Below are 14,579 nucleotides of genomic sequence, written 5' to 3' on the forward strand. Positions count from 1 at the left end.
CATACTTTCTATATTTAGACTACGGCACTCTTTTAAATTGAAGTAATTCTTTTAGACATTATCAAAATTCTTAACTGCAAAAATATGAATTTAAGCACTAAGATATAAACGATAAACAAAAGAAACTGTATTTTAGCAAAATAAAAATTACAGTATGCTCTTCCTTTATAACATCGTAATACAATTTACGGGTTTCCTCTTAAATTTCGTTGCTTTATTCAATTTAAAAATCAAACTTTTTGTAGAAGGTCGCAAAAATGTTTTTACTTCTTTGGAACAAAAAATAAAAGCTACTGATAAAACAATTTGGTTCCATGCGGCGTCGCTTGGTGAATATGAGCAGGGCTTACCAGTTATTGAAAAAATAAAAACAGAATACCCTTCACACAAAATTGTAGTTACTTTTTTCTCTCCTTCAGGTTACGAAGTCCGTAAAAACAATACCGTTGCAGACGTTACCGTTTACTTGCCACTTGATACCAAAAGCAATGCAAGGAAATTCTTGAAAATCGTTCATCCCGAAATGGCGTTTTTTATAAAATATGAATACTGGTTGAATTATCTCAATGAACTTAAGACTACAAAAACACCAACCTATTTAATTTCCGGAATTTTCAGGGAAAACCAAATGTTCTTTAAATGGTACGGCGGATTTTACAGAAAAGCATTAAACAGCTTCACTTATTTTTTTGTGCAAAATGAAGCTTCAAAAAAATTATTACTGCAATTGGGAAAATCAAATGTAGCCATTTCAGGTGACACTCGATTTGACAGGGTAGCAGCAATTTTAGAAAAAGACAATTCATTGGAATACATTTCCCAATTTAAAAATAACACACTTACTATTGTTGTTGGGAGTTCTTGGCCAAAAGACGAAGCGCTATTGCTCGATTTTATTAACAAAAATGAATTTAATGTCAAATTCATCATTGCTCCTCACAACATAAAAGACAATCAAATAGAACTCTTAAAAAGCGGAATTACAAAAAAGACAGTTTTGTTTTCAGAAATGAAAGGCAAAAACCTTGCTGATTTTGATGTTTTCATAATTGACACTATTGGTATTCTTACAAAAATTTACAGTTATGCAGACATTGCATATGTGGGAGGTGGTTTTGGAAACCCGGGGGTTCATAACTTATTAGAACCAGCTACTTACGGGGTACCAATCGTCATAGGCCCTAATTACTCCCATTTTGCAGAGGCTTCTGCTTTAGTAAACATGGGTGGCTGCGTTTCCATTTCGACTAAAAAAGAACTGAACGACAACTTTAAAGATTTAATTTTAAACGATGCTATCAGAAGTGAAAAAGGACACATTTGCAGCACTTTTGTATTAATGAATAAAGGCGCTACAAACATCATCATGAAAACATTGTAAATAGGGCAGTAAATAATTGCTGAATTCTTAATTATATTAGGGTAAATATCCATTAATTTCTTTTAAATCTAAAAAAAATAAATAGTAGGCAAACTAGCTCAATAAACTCATCTATCTAAGGAGGATTATTTGCTCCTTCAAAAACGATTCAACAACCTTTAAAATTATCGTGCTATTTACCAATTTTCTTCTAGAGCTTTATAATATATTTAAAACCAATTAATTAAAAACAAGCAATCCTATTCCATAAAACAGAACTCTTTTTTTAGCTCTAAAAAAACCGACTTCTAAATTTTATTTAATTCAAAAAAACAACTTCTTTTCGAAGCATTATTGTTCGGCATTATTATTGCAATATTGGGCAAAAACGCAAATGAAATATTATTTTTAAAAAAAAAATAAAAAAATTATTTACATATCAAAAAATGTATATCTTTGCGTCGAATTAATAATTAACCTTTATATTAAATTAAGATGAAAAAAGTATTTTTAAGTTTAGCTGTTGTTGCTGTTTTAACTGTTGTATCTTGTAAAAAAGCTGACGCTTCTGCTGAAGAAGTTGTAGCTGTTGACTCTACTGAAGTAGTAGTTGATTCTGTTGCTGTTGATACTACTGCATTAGCTGTTGATTCTGCTGCTGTTGTTACAGAAACTCCTGCTGCTGAGTAATTTTTAATTACGATCAAAAAATCAAAGCCATCCGTGCAAACGTGATGGCTTTTTTATTGCCTAAAAATAAAACTTAAAGATTTTAATCCTCGAATTTAAAATCGTTATTAGAAAAATCCAGAATCTCCGCTTCGGAGCCGTATTTAACAATTTCGTTAATTCCTTTCTGCACCATCAGTTCTGTAGTATACTTTCTACTGGTAGCCATAACCACTTCATCTAACACTACCCTAAAGAAAAATTTTCCACTAGTTGTTTTGAACTTTACAAAAGTACAAATCTGAAAAGCAGATCTTACAACCTCCACGTCAGCTTCACAATCCATCCTTAGTTCGTATGCTCTACTTGTAAAAATGGTTTTCCCTTTTCTAGAAGTAAGCTCAAACTTATAATCTCCGCTAAATCGTTTCGTAATTACAAAAGAAGCCATATTTTGAATAGATGATATTTAATTTAAAACCTTAAAAAAAACTAACGTTTATCTATATACCCCTACTGAAGAAGCATTCGTATATAAACAAAAAAAAGCCTCTTCAAAAGAAGAGGCTTTAGTACTCAGAGCGGGACTTGAACCCGCACGAACATTGCTGTTCACTGGATTTTAAGTTCTGTGAACACAATTTTTATACAAATTGAAAAACATAATTAATTGTTTTTCAAACTCTTACTTCATCAGGATTTTTAAGAACAGTAACCGAACAGGCTCATCTATAGGTTCGGAAAATTATTATTTAAACATTTAAAAAAATCAATTCATACCCGTCAATAATATCTAAACCGCTTGCTTCTTGAATCTTCAAGCCTTTGGTTAAGTAATTATATTCTTTTTCGGTTGTAATTGGTTTTGCTTTTTCAAATGTATTTTCTTGCGCAAAAACAACAACATTAAACAATAGCATTCCTGCAAGTAATATTTTTTTCATATTTGTTTGGTTTATTCTCGAACATACACAACTCGCATAAAAGAATTACGCGGTTTTATTGCTTTTATCAACCCCTAATTTTTCCTCGAGCGACTTGATAATCTTTTCTTTGTCCTGGATCGATTTTTCCAGTAACTCAACATAACGAGGACTTATTACATAAGGCTCAATTTCTTTATCCTCACTATAGGACAACTGCCCTTGTTTTACCGCATAAGGTTTTGCTGCCGATAAATCTTTATTTACAAAATCATCAATCGTTATTTCAAAGTACAAACATATCCTTTGAATCGTTTCTAATTTTGGAATAGCAATCTTTCTTATATATTGACTAATCATTCCTCTCCCAAGTTCAAATCTAACTCCAAATTCATCCATAGACGAATTCTCTAAAGTTATTAAGTATCTTAAATTCTCAGGAATGTAATTTTTTATCAAAATATATATTTTTAAATAATTGATTTTCAAACAATTAAAATAAACAACGTTTTTTATATCATTTTTTGTGATAAAATACTTGCTTACGTGGTTTTTAATATGTTCTTTTGTTGTAGAAATTTAATAAAACAAATTTAAAATTCCTAAAAATGACACGTCAACAATTCAACGAACAGCGCACAGAAGAGATATCTAAGAGATATAAAGCGATGCGTATCCAAAAAATGAAACGTGCAGATGCTTTCAATATACTGGCAGCAGAATTCGAATTGTCACACGCTTCATTGAGCAGTATTATATCGAGATCATCATATCAGAAACCCCTTCCTAAAAGTGTTAAAAACTCCTAAAAACCGTGCCAAAGATGAAGTACTTAGAAAATAACAATTATGAAGTAGTTTTAATAGGGGCATTAACAATAGGGTTTGTGATAGCGCTAGTAATCCTGTTTTATGATATAAAGAGTAACTACAACGAACGCAAAGAGCGTTCACAAAAAAAGCCGTTTTCTCACCATTAAACCAACATGTATATAAATGTCGCGTCCGTCACCATTAAACCAGCCCAAAAAAAAATGGAGGGCGACCAAGCCCTCCATCACCATTAAACCAACCCTTACGGATTGATTCACCGGGTACCACCCCGGTTGAAAAACAAATATAAAAAAATATTGTTAAAAAATACAAATAAATTAAACAATGCTTACAGTTCAAACAAATATCGCACTACAGCTAGTAGGTACTCTTACCCAAGAGGAGCTCACTGTTTTTGTGAAGGAGTTTGAAAAGCTACAAAAACCAGTAGCAATTTGTAAGCCCAAAAAAATCAAACCTAGAACAATTTATCCAACGTTCGATGATTGCATGAAATACGTCAGAAATCTACACGGCATCCAAGCGCAAGGTAAACTTGCATAATTCCCTAGAAGTTCCGGGGCGGGTTTTAGGTTCCCAAACCGGTACTGAAAGGTTAACGTTCTTACTATTAATTATAAAGCAGCAAAGGCAACTACGTTCTTACCTGAATCTATACTGATTTGATTATCTACTTACATTCAACGCACCCCAAGTCCTTTGCTTTTTTTGATCACCATTAAAACAACCGAATTATGCAAAATTCAAAAACTACAGTTACATTATTTGAAGTTAAAAAAGCTAAAATTTTTATCGCAAAATTAAAAACGGCGTATCAGTTCCTTAAATCTCCAAAATCATTTATTGTTATTGACAAAGAGATAAGAGCTGTTAATGTTTCTTCAAAAGAAGTGGGACAACAATGCGAACAAATTTATCACGGACTTATAACCGTGGAAATTGAAAAGGAAGAACAACGCATTAATGCTGCAATTCACCAATTAGTTTACCTGAACTAATGGCTATTTCGTATGATAATACAGGACGAGGAATAAAAGTACTCGTTAACGGCGTTCACATGAAAACCATCCCTGTTCTATTACTCGAAGCCTTTAAGAACCATCACGGTAAAATTGCATTCGATAAAAAGCGAAGAATTACACCCGAAGAAAGAAAATTACTTCACTCCTATCTTGTCTATTTAAAATGGATCAGAAAACTACGAAAAACCGAAAAGCATTTGTACCAATTAATAAAAGATACCTATCCCGTAGCCACCCGAAAAGTAATCACGCTCGATAGCGAAAGATTTGAATTAGTCCTGGACAACAACCTAAAAATAAAATGTCCAGAAAAAATTTATTTACTATTTACTGAGAAACCAGTTATTATTCATTCCAATTATTAAAAACATATAAAACCTAAACCACACCATTAAACCAACCACCATAATGCAAACAAAAACCAACCAAGCACAAAGTTTTGGCAGCCTGTACCAAGCCAATATTTTTGGGAATCCTGCCAAAGTCCCCGCTATTGCAAAACCTACTTACCAGTCTAAAAAAACACCCGTAAAAAGACCCGAAAAGCTAATTTTTGAGGAAGAAACTAAAGACCTAGAACCGCTAAAAGCATGTTGGCCAGAACTCAATAGAGAAGCAAGAGCCATTACAATGGAAAATTTTCGACTAGAAAAAGCCATTCACAACAACAAGGTAGAAGCCCTGAACGAAAAAATTACCAAATACAACGCACAAGTAGAAGTTTTTTGCTCAGGAAAACTGAATGAAGTTCAAAAACAATTCCCTGATCTTTTTCTTAAAAACATAAAACTAGCCGAAAAGAAGAAAAAATACGAAGCCAAAGAATACAACTTGCTAGTAGAAGAGTTCAATAATGAGCGTGGAATGCTTGTTAAAAAAAGAAAAGAAGAAACCTTAAAATACCCATCAGAACAAGTTTACGAAAATTTCCTCCATTTATATGCTAAACAACTGGCTCAATACACTAAGGAGTATATGAAATTAGGAATATCTGAACCGAGTACCGTGCGCCCTTTTGATGCTAATAGTTACCACGTAACCGCACTAGAACGATCTAACGACACAGATACTTTTGTTTATTCATTACCCGTATGCAACGCCACAGTGCGCAACCACAGGCGCAAACTAGAAAGAGCGGGATTCTTTACCCACTATTGTTTTTCAGGGCATAAAAAAGGGGTTAAAATGCATTTTTCGAGTAAAATTTTAGTGCTTTTTGATGCTAAAACAGGAAAATACACCAACGTTGAAAATCAAGCCGTTACCCCTCAAACTAGTAAAGAGTTTACAGATAAAAACAAGGCTATTACAAGAACTTTAATAACAGTTAATAAAACAGAAAACGGACAAGCCGATTTTCCTGTTTTAGGAACGCCTTCGGCTGATTTTCCATTTGTTTTTTACAAGAGCATCCAAGCGCAAGATGAAAATTCCAAACTTGAGGGGGCCGGCGCAAATGTTAAAGTTTCGGAAAAAAGAACCGAATTCTTAAGAAATCACACCTTGGCCGATCAAAACCTAGCGGTTCGCCTAGCTTCGGGAGAGTTTCACAATTACAAACACATTGATTTTGAAGCCTTAGACAAAGAAGCCTACGCCGGAACACTCACCCGTTCTGAAAAAATGGAACTAGTGAAACATGAATTTTTCAAACACCTATCGAGAATTTATAGAGGATCAACGCCCTACGCTGGAACGTACCAAAAAGCACTAACCGCCTTTGAAGATCAATTTTATGTAAGCAATGGCAATGGCAAGTTTCTAATAAGCAAATCCATGATGGTTGACAAGTTGAGGGAATGGGTTTGGCGAATCAACTCCGCACAACGTTGGTTCCTAAAAACAGGAATACGCCCATTGAACCCACATGACTACCTAGACACCACCCGAACGGACAAAAAGGAAATTGGTTTTTGGTACACTAAAAAAGCGTGGTTAAAACACCTGAAAGAGAAAGAAAAACAGCCAGCTAAAGCCGCTTTAATGAAAAAGAATGCAGCGATTAGAAAAGCGAAAATTAATTATTCTAACAAATATCATGTGCAAGAAAGTAGATTTTTTAACGACAAAATAACCATTGAAGAACTAATTACCTACGTAAAAGACAATTTACCAGCTAATTATTTAGCACAAGTAACAAATTCGATTCAAAAACGTGCTGCAATTAAATACGCATGTTAAAATTATTTACAAACCACAAACACCATTAAACCATGTATTTACAATTATTAAATTACCTATCCAATTTTTTCTCATTACTGTTTATTGCTTTTTTATGCTGGTCCTTAAACTGGAAGATGATAAAGCAAATATGGAAAAACTCAAAAGCAAGTGTATTAATTAAGAAAAAAGTAAAAGAAGCTACTGCTGATGGTAAAAGAGCATTCTCATTTGAAAAAGGAAACGTAATCATTTATGCAAAAACACATCCAAAAGCACTATATGACTACAAGCAACTTAAAAAGGAATCAAAACAAGTAAAAAACCAACTAAAAAAAACGTAGCCATGCCAGCAGTTCAAAACGGTAAAAGTAAAATCAAAATGGTGGCTTTAATGCCACATAATCAAAAAAATATCACTTGGCACTCTTTTATTTCATTAAATAAAAAGCCTTCAATGGAAATCATTAACGGGATGATACTACGCTTTAAAAGTACTGAAGCAGTAAAAAGAGTACAGGTATATCAATTTTATGAAAATAAAGTACTGATCCATGAAATCAAACGACCATGACAAAAGTAACTTTAAAAGAAAAACTAAATTTCAAGGATTTAGAAGTTTTACAATTCGAACTAGACCTTTTTAATAAATACATAGCGATAAAAGAACTGCACACCGATTTTTTGAACACTATAATCACATTTGACATTGTTAACGGTTTATATTTTTTCCTTCGAATGAAATTAGAACAAGAAAAAGTAGAATATACTATCAGTTTTAGCATCTGTCAAGCAGCAACCATATTGAAATGTTGCATTTTTAATCGTACAGATAGAGGATTATACACAAAGCACGTCATGAATAAGCTAAAAATCGATTTAGACAAACAATTAAGAGATTTAGTATGAAAATAGAAAAATCCTCAAACCACAGTCATTTTTTTGAATTTGAAGACAAACTTTTTTTATATAAAGTTGATAATATGAATTTAATGAGAAAAACTGCTAATCATTTTTTTGATCTGGCCGAATGTGATCCTCCTTACTTCTCAGGTCCTGAGAAAAGACAATTTTACGGAAATAAACATTCAAAGATAAATGTAAAAAGAAAAGATTATCCAATTACCGAAAAATGGATATTGCCAACTAAAGAATGGTTTGCAGAAGTAAAAAGAGTTTCAAAAAATCAGATTATTTGGGGCGCAAACTATTATGATTTTATAGGGACTCCATTTAAAACACCTCGAGGGATTGAAATAAATGATTTTATAAAACAAAATCCAACGGGTTGGATTATTTGGGATAAATGCAACGGCAACAGTTCTTTTAATGATTACGAATTAGCATGGACATCATTTGACAAACCAACATTAATATTTAAATATATGTGGAACGGAATGTTACAGGGTAAATCAATGCATTCAGGACACATAATGCAGGGTAATAAGAAATTAAATCAAAAGAAAATTCACCCAACAGAAAAACCAATAATTTTATATGACTGGCAATTTAAAAACTATACCGCACCAGGAATGAAAATTTTTAGTTCTCATTTAGGAAGTGGTTCGGATGCTCTTTCATCATTAAAATTTGATTTAATTTTTTATGGTGCTGAGATCGAAGAAAAACATTTTACAAATGCAGTTGATAGGATAAAAAAAAATGTTTCTCAAGCTAAAATACAATTTGATTTCATTTAAAAAAGCCATGGAAATAGAAAAAACCGCAAATCACAGTCATTTTTTTACCAAGGATCGAGTAGTATATGAAAAATTAAGCAACGGAGAAACCATAACCATAAAAACACTTTCATTCTATTACCCGGACTGGGACATTTTAAGCGAGGAAAAAATAAGCTACTTAAACAAGCATCACGAACACTTTAAAGAACAGGAAAAGCTAAAGGAACCAAGCCAAATGGATTTATTTGGATAACTGTCGACTAATAGCCGTATTTTCTATGGCAATTAGCGTAAGTTACTGTTTTCCCGCTCCCGAACGGCTACTCAAACCGCTCCCGAACGGTAAATAGTTCGCTCCCGATTGGTTAGCCATTCGGCTCCCGATTTCAATACATGATATTAAAAAATCTACATTTTGACTACATATGATAAAAAAAAGCACTTACATACGTGGATTTACACCCAAACAACGACAACAACTAGAACAAGTACAAACAGAACAAAAGATTAAAACCGTTCCCGAAATACTTTTTTTCACTTTGGATCAATACCAAGAACTAAAAAAAGACAACGAGCGGCTTCAAAGGATCCTCCAGTACAAACAAAATAAAATTGAACGATTAGAAAGCAAGTAAAGTTCCGGCACTAAAATGGGTTTGGGACTAAATTATGCCCTATTTTCAGGTTTGATAAATCATTCCAAATAAAAAGCAATTTTTCCATTAAGCCAATTGCCAAAATCCATTGTAATAGCTGTTATGTGGTGTTTTTTACGTAATTAAATTCATGAGGGTTATCCAAATATGCTTTAAAGTCATTTTTAAAGTTTTCCTCGTAATCTTCTAAATCATCAAGTTTTAAATTTCTCCAAAGAATTACATTTTTTTCAATTTTTCCATATTTCGAAAAAGTTAGGGAGAATTTATTTGACGTTTTATCATAGTAATCAAGTTCAACAATATAAAATCTTTCGATTTTCATACAATTATCAACAAAATTTGGTTGAATTGCAAAATTAACAGACTTTGATTCGGTTTGTACACTAGGATAAATTATTATATCACTTCTGAAATTATGGTCTGCATAAAGTCTTCTGTGAGCTAAAAATGAAGAAATTGAATAATCTTTATCTTCTATAAATTTACTGTCTAAAAATTTATAAAACTCAATAATTCCAAGTTTTTGCTCATTATTTAATTTTTGCTCAAAAACTTTATCAATATTTTCAATTTGGCTATTGGCTAAGTTTTGGAAAATATTTAGTGGATGTAAATTTGATTGTAAAAAATTATCAATAATTAAATCCTCATTATTATCTATTAGTGACCAAGTAGAAATGCAAAATTTTTTACTTTTATACTCAGTATTTCGTATTACTTCTAATAATGCAGTAATGGGATTATTAGAGCAATAAAATACTGGTTTTTTTTTAAAATTGCATCTTCCATCTCCAACGAAATCTGTTGGAGGATAAGAATATTCATTAAACAAATCTTTATTCTTAATTGGCTCGTATTCACGGACCCTGAACATTTTAAAAGGTAATAATTTGGGTTTTATTATTTGTGTCATATTATGAAAGATTTTAAAATGCTTCATAAATATTCCATCAAGATAAGTTATGTATTCTTTAATTTCAGTAAAGTCACTTGGTTTTTTTAATATTTCTTTATTGAAGTTTTCAATTGATTTCAAAACTTCGTTTAATATCTGTATTTCTTTCATAAAATATCACATAACGTTTCGCCTTTAGTTTGCATTGATAAATAATTTATTAATTTCCAGTTAAGAATAAAATTTCTTGCGAAACGTAAACTTGAATATACCACAAAATTCGAAATCTTGCCAAACGGTGGTTGTGAGTAATGTTACATTCTACCACTTCCTCCACATTTCATACAAACTTGACCTGAAGAAGCCAACATATGTCTTTTTTCCGTTATAATTTTAGCCTTTTCTTCAATTAAAGAATCCCATACACTTTGTGAAGGATTTGCTTTTTGATATTCTTCTAAAGCTTCAGCTGCTTCTTTTATTTTTATATAAACTGTATATGAATCCATTATTATAATCTTGTTTGTGTTACTGTTGATAAATCTGCATTTTTCATTCCTTCATATGCTTTTGTTATTTCATTTGTCATTAAACTTCTGCATGTTTTTTTATGACCTGGAACAAGTTCATTAATGTTAATTAATGTATCGTACAGATCTCTGTAAGAATTCCAATAGGTTTGATAAAGAATACTTTTTTCAATAACGTCATGATTCCAAAGTGAAGCAGTTAATGAAAGTGCATTTACTGCACGAACAATATCTGGTGCAATCAAATTATTTTTATCAACTTCGCTAATATCTTGCCAAGCCATATGAAGATCAATCACACCTTGTCTTCGAAATATATTTTTATTTGTGTTATTAGCTTGGCCAGATAAATAGACCGCGATAAGACTTATAAAAAATGAAAGTCCGGCAAGAATTATAGTAATTATTTCGAATTTTGTCATAATATTTTTTCTACTCGAGGTTTTTTATATTGCTCACCATTTGCAGCTACACGATGCACAAGGGTTCGGAATCCGAGTATTTTCGGCTTAACGAAAACATGATGCGAAACGGTAATTCCACTAAATTCTCAAATGGCGCAAGACGTGTGTTACCAGCTGTCGATTATCCCCATATAGCTGGATTTGTTAATATATTTGCTAAAATATTTGAAGCTACATCACTTCCGAAATTTTTTATTTTGTCAAGAATTTTGACTTTTTTGTTTTGAGAATCTTCAGTACTTTGCATTATTTCATTAACTTCTCTCATTTGAGAAACAGTCAGTTCGTCTTCAAGAGCAGAAACTAATAGATTAATATTTACAGATTGATTTTGCGTTAAGTTTATATTTATTCCAGAATTATTGTTTTGAGGTTTTTCTCTTTCTCCAAAAGTTTCTAATTCATTTATGCAAGTTAGCAGAATTTCTTCCCCTTGTTTTTTGCAAGAAGCCATATTGTTCCAAGATGATGAATGATTTCCCATCGATAATCCACCACTTTTATAATTTATCTTTTCAATTGCTTTTATTCCTTGAAAATCATTACCAAATATTCTATCTAAAATAAGTATGGAAGAACTTTTCCAAGCGCTTAAGTCAAAGTCTGATGAAGTAAGTTTTTCAATTTGTTTTTGAATTAAATCAATCTGTTTTTCTATCATTATTTCTCATTTTTTGGTTCGATTGATGGTAACGTTATGCCATTTTGAGATGGCTGGAAATTCGTAACCACTCAATTTTCGGCTTAACGAAAACTTGATGCGAAACGATAATTCCACTAAATTCCAGCTAGCTCAAAATGGCTGTTGCCAGCAGTTATTATTCTTTTAAAAATTCGTATTCGTATATTTTCGGCTTGATTTTGTCGGCTAAAAAGTTCAGTTTATTTCTTAATTCGCCAATCAATTCCATATATTTTTCATCATCGCTTTTGCTGTTCATTCTGCCTTTGTCGTTTCTGCCTTGAAAATGTTCTCTAATGTCGTATAAACTGGCGTTTACGTTTACATTGTGTTGACTGTGATAGTATTTCCACAATTCTCTACCTGCATCAAAAACGTCTTTAGCTTCTTCTGAAAATTCTCTTTTTGTAGGTTGATTTGTGCTATTTTCAAATAAGTCTGTTTCATTTTCTATTTTGATTTTACAGTTAATAAAATCAGTCATAAAATTGCTCTCAAACCGATTTTGGGCATTTACTTCTTGTTCCGTAAATGGTATCCAATTGTTTATACTGTCTTTTGATGTTACTTTATTTTGCCCTTCAAATAATGAATAGACTAAACAATCATTTTGAAATTCTAAATCAGATGTCCAATTTTCATTTGGATGAAGAAATTGGTCTCTATTGTTCAGCCATAATGGTCTAATAACTTGACGTATTGTTAAGTAAATTGTCATTATAACTAAATTATTTTTTGTGATAATTGCTGTTTTATGTTGAGCTATATCACTATCAGTTGGTTTTAGAGTAATATATACTCCATTTTGTTGCTGCATATCAACACCAGGTAAAATCAAATAACCAATAACCGCATTATTTTTATCATAAAACTTACGAAGCCAACTGCTTATAAAATCATTGCGTCCAAAAGCATAAAAAGATTTTATACCATAAAACTCTCCATATTTGTTAACAATATCTGTTTCAACTTTATTTATTTCTTTTTTATCACTCAAATTCCAAATCAAAAAACCAATTGGAAATTTACCTTTTACATTGTCAAATGTATTTGACTCACAAATAAATCCCATTTCATATTTCGCTTTATAATATTGCCTGAATTTTAAAAAATTTTGAGCATTTATGTGTTTTAGAGTGCTAAAAGAAGCCAGTATGCAGTCGGGTATTTCATCGTGGATTCTAAGAAAAAATTGAGCAAAAAGTTCACGAGTTGCAGTTCCCACAATTTTATTAAATTTATTATAAATTTTGCTTGTTGTAGCTACGCTAGCTTTGTGATCACCATCGCCTGCAAATGTTGTCCTATTACCGTGTTCCGCATATGGCGGATTAATATAAATAATCAGTTTCTTACGTTTTTCTGGGTCGTTGATAATCTCTTGTAGACTTTGTGGAAGTTTCGTAAAATCATCATTTAAGAAGTCAAATTGAAAAACGTGGTTGTGCAATAAGTTGGCTCCGTGGACAATACGCTCGTGCATTACGTTAACATCAGACTGGTCCAATGTGCTTGAGTAAATATTGTATTTGTTAGTCAATCCTGTTAATAGATTTCCAGTACCAGCCGCACAATCCCAAATGTAATAGTCGTCTTGCCAGTTTTCGCCTAAATAGTCAGTTAAGTATTTTTGTGAAAGTTCAACCCAAATCCGAGGTGTAAAAAATGCTCCTTTACGTTCTCTAATATCTTGCGGTACGAGTAAATCTTTGCGTTCTATTATATAATCTTGAAACTCTTCTATTGGTGGGCGTTTGTAGAGTTTCCAAAATTGTAAATAAGCGTCTTTATTTCTAATGATTATGGTAGCATCAAACATTTGCTTGATGTTTTCTTTTGCTATTTTATAGCCTTGATTTTGAAAGACAACAAATAAGCTATCTCTTATGGTTAAATCATCATCAATATTTTGTGTCCCTTTGTCATCAACAAATATGTCAGCTAGATAAAAATCACTATCAAAAATATTTGCTTTTTTTAAGTCGTCCCAATTAACATCAATGATTGGTCTTACAATCTCAATCCAACGTAAATAAATTGGAATGAAATTGTTTTTGTCAATTTTGATTTTACTTTTTGTTGTTGCTTTAGCTACATTATTTTTGATGAAAGTATTAAGTAGCTTTTCGTCTTTTTGATAGTCAAAAACATAAGTTTTCGTCTTTAAGACAGCTTCTATACGCTCTTTGATTAATTTAAACTCTTTTGTATCGTGATTACTTGGGGTAACATTCCAATTAAAGTCGTTGAGATAAAAAATATCTTGAATATTTATATAATCAACAAAGGCAATTTTTTTGAAGTCAAAAGCTCCTAAAAATGCTGGAGGTAAAGTTTTGTCAAAAGTTCTTGCTTTTCCAATAGTAAGAACGAGTTGAACAAACATAGTTGGAATGTCAAAATTTCCAGTTTTTGCTTCCGCCCACAAAAGTGGTGCTCTTCCAAATAGACTATCCTGTTTTGGAAAAAGGGTAAAATCAATATTACCAAGAATTTCGGTTGTGTCAAATTGCTTAAACCAGTCAGCACCAACTTTGTTTTTAAGTTCTTCTTCTCGTATTTTTTTATACTTCATTCTATAATTTTTCTGTTTACACAATGCTCGGTTATAATTGCTGGCAACGTTATGCCGCTTGGCGAGGTTGCGAACTTCGTAACCGATTATTTTCTGTTAAAGATAAAATTTCTTGCGAAACGTAA

General features: G+C 31.8%; 21 protein-coding genes. 13 read left to right on the forward strand and 8 right to left on the reverse strand.

Annotated elements, in window-relative coordinates; genetic code table 11:
* The first annotated feature begins 154 nt into the window (after positions 1 to 154).
* Positions 155 to 1,381: a 3-deoxy-D-manno-octulosonic acid transferase gene (locus BLV91_RS10600; RefSeq protein ID WP_091432883.1), complete on the forward strand. Its 1,227-nt coding sequence runs from the start codon at positions 155 to 157 to the stop codon at positions 1,379 to 1,381.
* Positions 1,382 to 1,855: 474 nt separating this feature from the next.
* Positions 1,856 to 2,050 carry a hypothetical protein gene (locus BLV91_RS10605; protein ID WP_091432885.1) on the forward strand — a complete coding sequence of 65 codons (195 nt, stop codon included), beginning with the start codon at positions 1,856 to 1,858 and terminating at the stop codon, positions 2,048 to 2,050.
* Between the two features lie 82 nt (positions 2,051 to 2,132).
* Here BLV91_RS10605 and BLV91_RS10610 read toward each other — a convergent pair whose 3' ends face one another.
* The 3 genes from BLV91_RS10610 to BLV91_RS10620 form a co-directional block, all read right to left on the reverse strand.
* Positions 2,133 to 2,480: a YegP family protein gene (locus tag BLV91_RS10610; RefSeq protein ID WP_091432888.1), complete on the reverse strand. Its 348-nt coding sequence runs from the start codon at positions 2,478 to 2,480 to the stop codon at positions 2,133 to 2,135.
* A 301-nt stretch (positions 2,481 to 2,781) separates the two neighbouring features.
* The gene (locus tag BLV91_RS10615; RefSeq protein ID WP_091432891.1) at positions 2,782 to 2,973 is read right to left on the reverse strand and encodes a hypothetical protein; all 192 of its coding nucleotides are present in this window, start codon (positions 2,971 to 2,973) and stop codon (positions 2,782 to 2,784) included.
* 45 nt (positions 2,974 to 3,018) lie between these two features.
* Positions 3,019 to 3,411 (reverse strand): helix-turn-helix domain-containing protein, encoded by a 393-nt coding sequence (locus BLV91_RS10620; protein WP_139262314.1) that lies wholly within the window; start codon positions 3,409 to 3,411, stop codon positions 3,019 to 3,021.
* A gap of 149 nt (positions 3,412 to 3,560) precedes the next feature.
* Here BLV91_RS10620 and BLV91_RS16880 point away from each other — a divergent pair, with 149 nt between their 5' ends.
* The 11 genes from BLV91_RS16880 to BLV91_RS10665 all read left to right on the forward strand — a co-directional run bounded on the left by BLV91_RS16880 (position 3,561) and on the right by BLV91_RS10665 (position 8,902).
* On the forward strand, positions 3,561 to 3,761 hold the full coding sequence (locus tag BLV91_RS16880; protein ID WP_139262316.1) for a hypothetical protein: 201 nt from the start codon (positions 3,561 to 3,563) through the stop codon (positions 3,759 to 3,761).
* 14 nt (positions 3,762 to 3,775) lie between these two features.
* Positions 3,776 to 3,931: a hypothetical protein gene (locus BLV91_RS16995; protein WP_175513993.1), complete on the forward strand. Its 156-nt coding sequence runs from the start codon at positions 3,776 to 3,778 to the stop codon at positions 3,929 to 3,931.
* A gap of 178 nt (positions 3,932 to 4,109) precedes the next feature.
* Positions 4,110 to 4,328, forward strand: a complete 219-nt coding sequence (locus BLV91_RS10625) for a hypothetical protein (protein WP_091432896.1) — start codon at positions 4,110 to 4,112, stop codon at positions 4,326 to 4,328.
* A gap of 191 nt (positions 4,329 to 4,519) precedes the next feature.
* Entirely contained in the window at positions 4,520 to 4,783 is a 264-nt protein-coding gene (locus BLV91_RS10630) for a hypothetical protein (RefSeq protein ID WP_091432898.1), read from the forward strand.
* Positions 4,783 to 5,172, forward strand: a complete 390-nt coding sequence (locus BLV91_RS10635; protein ID WP_091432900.1) for a hypothetical protein — start codon at positions 4,783 to 4,785, stop codon at positions 5,170 to 5,172. The genes BLV91_RS10630 and BLV91_RS10635 overlap by 1 nt, the downstream gene beginning before the upstream one ends.
* 43 nt (positions 5,173 to 5,215) lie before the next feature.
* On the forward strand, positions 5,216 to 6,988 hold the full coding sequence (locus tag BLV91_RS10640) for a hypothetical protein (RefSeq protein ID WP_091432902.1): 1,773 nt from the start codon (positions 5,216 to 5,218) through the stop codon (positions 6,986 to 6,988).
* A 116-nt stretch (positions 6,989 to 7,104) separates the two neighbouring features.
* The gene (locus tag BLV91_RS10645) at positions 7,105 to 7,311 is read left to right on the forward strand and encodes a hypothetical protein (RefSeq protein WP_139262318.1); all 207 of its coding nucleotides are present in this window, start codon (positions 7,105 to 7,107) and stop codon (positions 7,309 to 7,311) included.
* Positions 7,312 to 7,313: 2 nt separating this feature from the next.
* The gene (locus tag BLV91_RS10650) at positions 7,314 to 7,541 is read left to right on the forward strand and encodes a hypothetical protein (RefSeq protein ID WP_091432909.1); all 228 of its coding nucleotides are present in this window, start codon (positions 7,314 to 7,316) and stop codon (positions 7,539 to 7,541) included.
* A complete protein-coding gene (locus tag BLV91_RS10655) occupies positions 7,538 to 7,876 on the forward strand; it encodes a hypothetical protein (protein ID WP_091432911.1) in 339 nt (112 codons plus the stop codon). The genes BLV91_RS10650 and BLV91_RS10655 overlap by 4 nt, the downstream gene beginning before the upstream one ends.
* A complete protein-coding gene (locus tag BLV91_RS10660) occupies positions 7,873 to 8,667 on the forward strand; it encodes a DNA methyltransferase (RefSeq protein WP_217636964.1) in 795 nt (264 codons plus the stop codon). The genes BLV91_RS10655 and BLV91_RS10660 overlap by 4 nt, the downstream gene beginning before the upstream one ends.
* 7 nt (positions 8,668 to 8,674) lie before the next feature.
* Positions 8,675 to 8,902 (forward strand): hypothetical protein, encoded by a 228-nt coding sequence (locus tag BLV91_RS10665; RefSeq protein WP_139262320.1) that lies wholly within the window; start codon positions 8,675 to 8,677, stop codon positions 8,900 to 8,902.
* A gap of 503 nt (positions 8,903 to 9,405) precedes the next feature.
* Here BLV91_RS10665 and BLV91_RS10675 read toward each other — a convergent pair.
* The 5 genes from BLV91_RS10675 to BLV91_RS10695 form a co-directional block, all read right to left on the reverse strand.
* On the reverse strand, positions 9,406 to 10,374 hold the full coding sequence (locus BLV91_RS10675) for an RES domain-containing protein (RefSeq protein WP_091432918.1): 969 nt from the start codon (positions 10,372 to 10,374) through the stop codon (positions 9,406 to 9,408).
* Between the two features lie 143 nt (positions 10,375 to 10,517).
* Positions 10,518 to 10,712 (reverse strand): hypothetical protein, encoded by a 195-nt coding sequence (locus tag BLV91_RS10680; RefSeq protein ID WP_091432921.1) that lies wholly within the window; start codon positions 10,710 to 10,712, stop codon positions 10,518 to 10,520.
* A 2-nt stretch (positions 10,713 to 10,714) separates the two neighbouring features.
* On the reverse strand, positions 10,715 to 11,155 hold the full coding sequence (locus BLV91_RS10685; protein WP_139262322.1) for a hypothetical protein: 441 nt from the start codon (positions 11,153 to 11,155) through the stop codon (positions 10,715 to 10,717).
* A 163-nt stretch (positions 11,156 to 11,318) separates the two neighbouring features.
* A complete protein-coding gene (locus BLV91_RS10690; protein ID WP_091432926.1) occupies positions 11,319 to 11,858 on the reverse strand; it encodes a hypothetical protein in 540 nt (179 codons plus the stop codon).
* Between the two features lie 157 nt (positions 11,859 to 12,015).
* Complete coding sequence (locus BLV91_RS10695; RefSeq protein WP_091432929.1) at positions 12,016 to 14,454, reverse strand: hypothetical protein; 2,439 nt, start codon at positions 14,452 to 14,454, stop codon at positions 12,016 to 12,018.
* Positions 14,455 to 14,579: the final 125 nt, after the last annotated feature.

Origin of the sequence: Flavobacterium degerlachei, assembly GCF_900106645.1 — a bacterium.
Lineage (GTDB): Bacteria > Bacteroidota > Bacteroidia > Flavobacteriales > Flavobacteriaceae > Flavobacterium > Flavobacterium degerlachei.

What these genes read in the sequence shown, in the direction of transcription:
- BLV91_RS10600 (WP_091432883.1), top strand. Translation starts at nt 155, where the DNA reads ATGCTCTTCCTTTATAACATCGTAATACAATTTACGGGTTTCCTCTTA.
- BLV91_RS10605 (WP_091432885.1), top strand. Translation starts at nt 1,856, where the DNA reads ATGAAAAAAGTATTTTTAAGTTTAGCTGTTGTTGCTGTTTTAACTGTT.
- BLV91_RS10610 (WP_091432888.1), bottom strand. Translation starts at nt 2,480, where the DNA reads ATGGCTTCTTTTGTAATTACGAAACGATTTAGCGGAGATTATAAGTTT.
- BLV91_RS10615 (WP_091432891.1), bottom strand. Translation starts at nt 2,973, where the DNA reads ATGAAAAAAATATTACTTGCAGGAATGCTATTGTTTAATGTTGTTGTT.
- BLV91_RS16880 (WP_139262316.1), top strand. Translation starts at nt 3,561, where the DNA reads ATGACACGTCAACAATTCAACGAACAGCGCACAGAAGAGATATCTAAG.
- BLV91_RS16995 (WP_175513993.1), top strand. Translation starts at nt 3,776, where the DNA reads ATGAAGTACTTAGAAAATAACAATTATGAAGTAGTTTTAATAGGGGCA.
- BLV91_RS10625 (WP_091432896.1), top strand. Translation starts at nt 4,110, where the DNA reads ATGCTTACAGTTCAAACAAATATCGCACTACAGCTAGTAGGTACTCTT.
- BLV91_RS10630 (WP_091432898.1), top strand. Translation starts at nt 4,520, where the DNA reads ATGCAAAATTCAAAAACTACAGTTACATTATTTGAAGTTAAAAAAGCT.
- BLV91_RS10635 (WP_091432900.1), top strand. Translation starts at nt 4,783, where the DNA reads ATGGCTATTTCGTATGATAATACAGGACGAGGAATAAAAGTACTCGTT.
- BLV91_RS10640 (WP_091432902.1), top strand. Translation starts at nt 5,216, where the DNA reads ATGCAAACAAAAACCAACCAAGCACAAAGTTTTGGCAGCCTGTACCAA.
- BLV91_RS10645 (WP_139262318.1), top strand. Translation starts at nt 7,105, where the DNA reads ATGATAAAGCAAATATGGAAAAACTCAAAAGCAAGTGTATTAATTAAG.
- BLV91_RS10650 (WP_091432909.1), top strand. Translation starts at nt 7,314, where the DNA reads ATGCCAGCAGTTCAAAACGGTAAAAGTAAAATCAAAATGGTGGCTTTA.
- BLV91_RS10655 (WP_091432911.1), top strand. Translation starts at nt 7,538, where the DNA reads ATGACAAAAGTAACTTTAAAAGAAAAACTAAATTTCAAGGATTTAGAA.
- BLV91_RS10660 (WP_217636964.1), top strand. Translation starts at nt 7,873, where the DNA reads ATGAAAATAGAAAAATCCTCAAACCACAGTCATTTTTTTGAATTTGAA.
- BLV91_RS10665 (WP_139262320.1), top strand. Translation starts at nt 8,675, where the DNA reads ATGGAAATAGAAAAAACCGCAAATCACAGTCATTTTTTTACCAAGGAT.
- BLV91_RS10675 (WP_091432918.1), bottom strand. Translation starts at nt 10,374, where the DNA reads ATGAAAGAAATACAGATATTAAACGAAGTTTTGAAATCAATTGAAAAC.
- BLV91_RS10680 (WP_091432921.1), bottom strand. Translation starts at nt 10,712, where the DNA reads ATGGATTCATATACAGTTTATATAAAAATAAAAGAAGCAGCTGAAGCT.
- BLV91_RS10685 (WP_139262322.1), bottom strand. Translation starts at nt 11,155, where the DNA reads ATGACAAAATTCGAAATAATTACTATAATTCTTGCCGGACTTTCATTT.
- BLV91_RS10690 (WP_091432926.1), bottom strand. Translation starts at nt 11,858, where the DNA reads ATGATAGAAAAACAGATTGATTTAATTCAAAAACAAATTGAAAAACTT.
- BLV91_RS10695 (WP_091432929.1), bottom strand. Translation starts at nt 14,454, where the DNA reads ATGAAGTATAAAAAAATACGAGAAGAAGAACTTAAAAACAAAGTTGGT.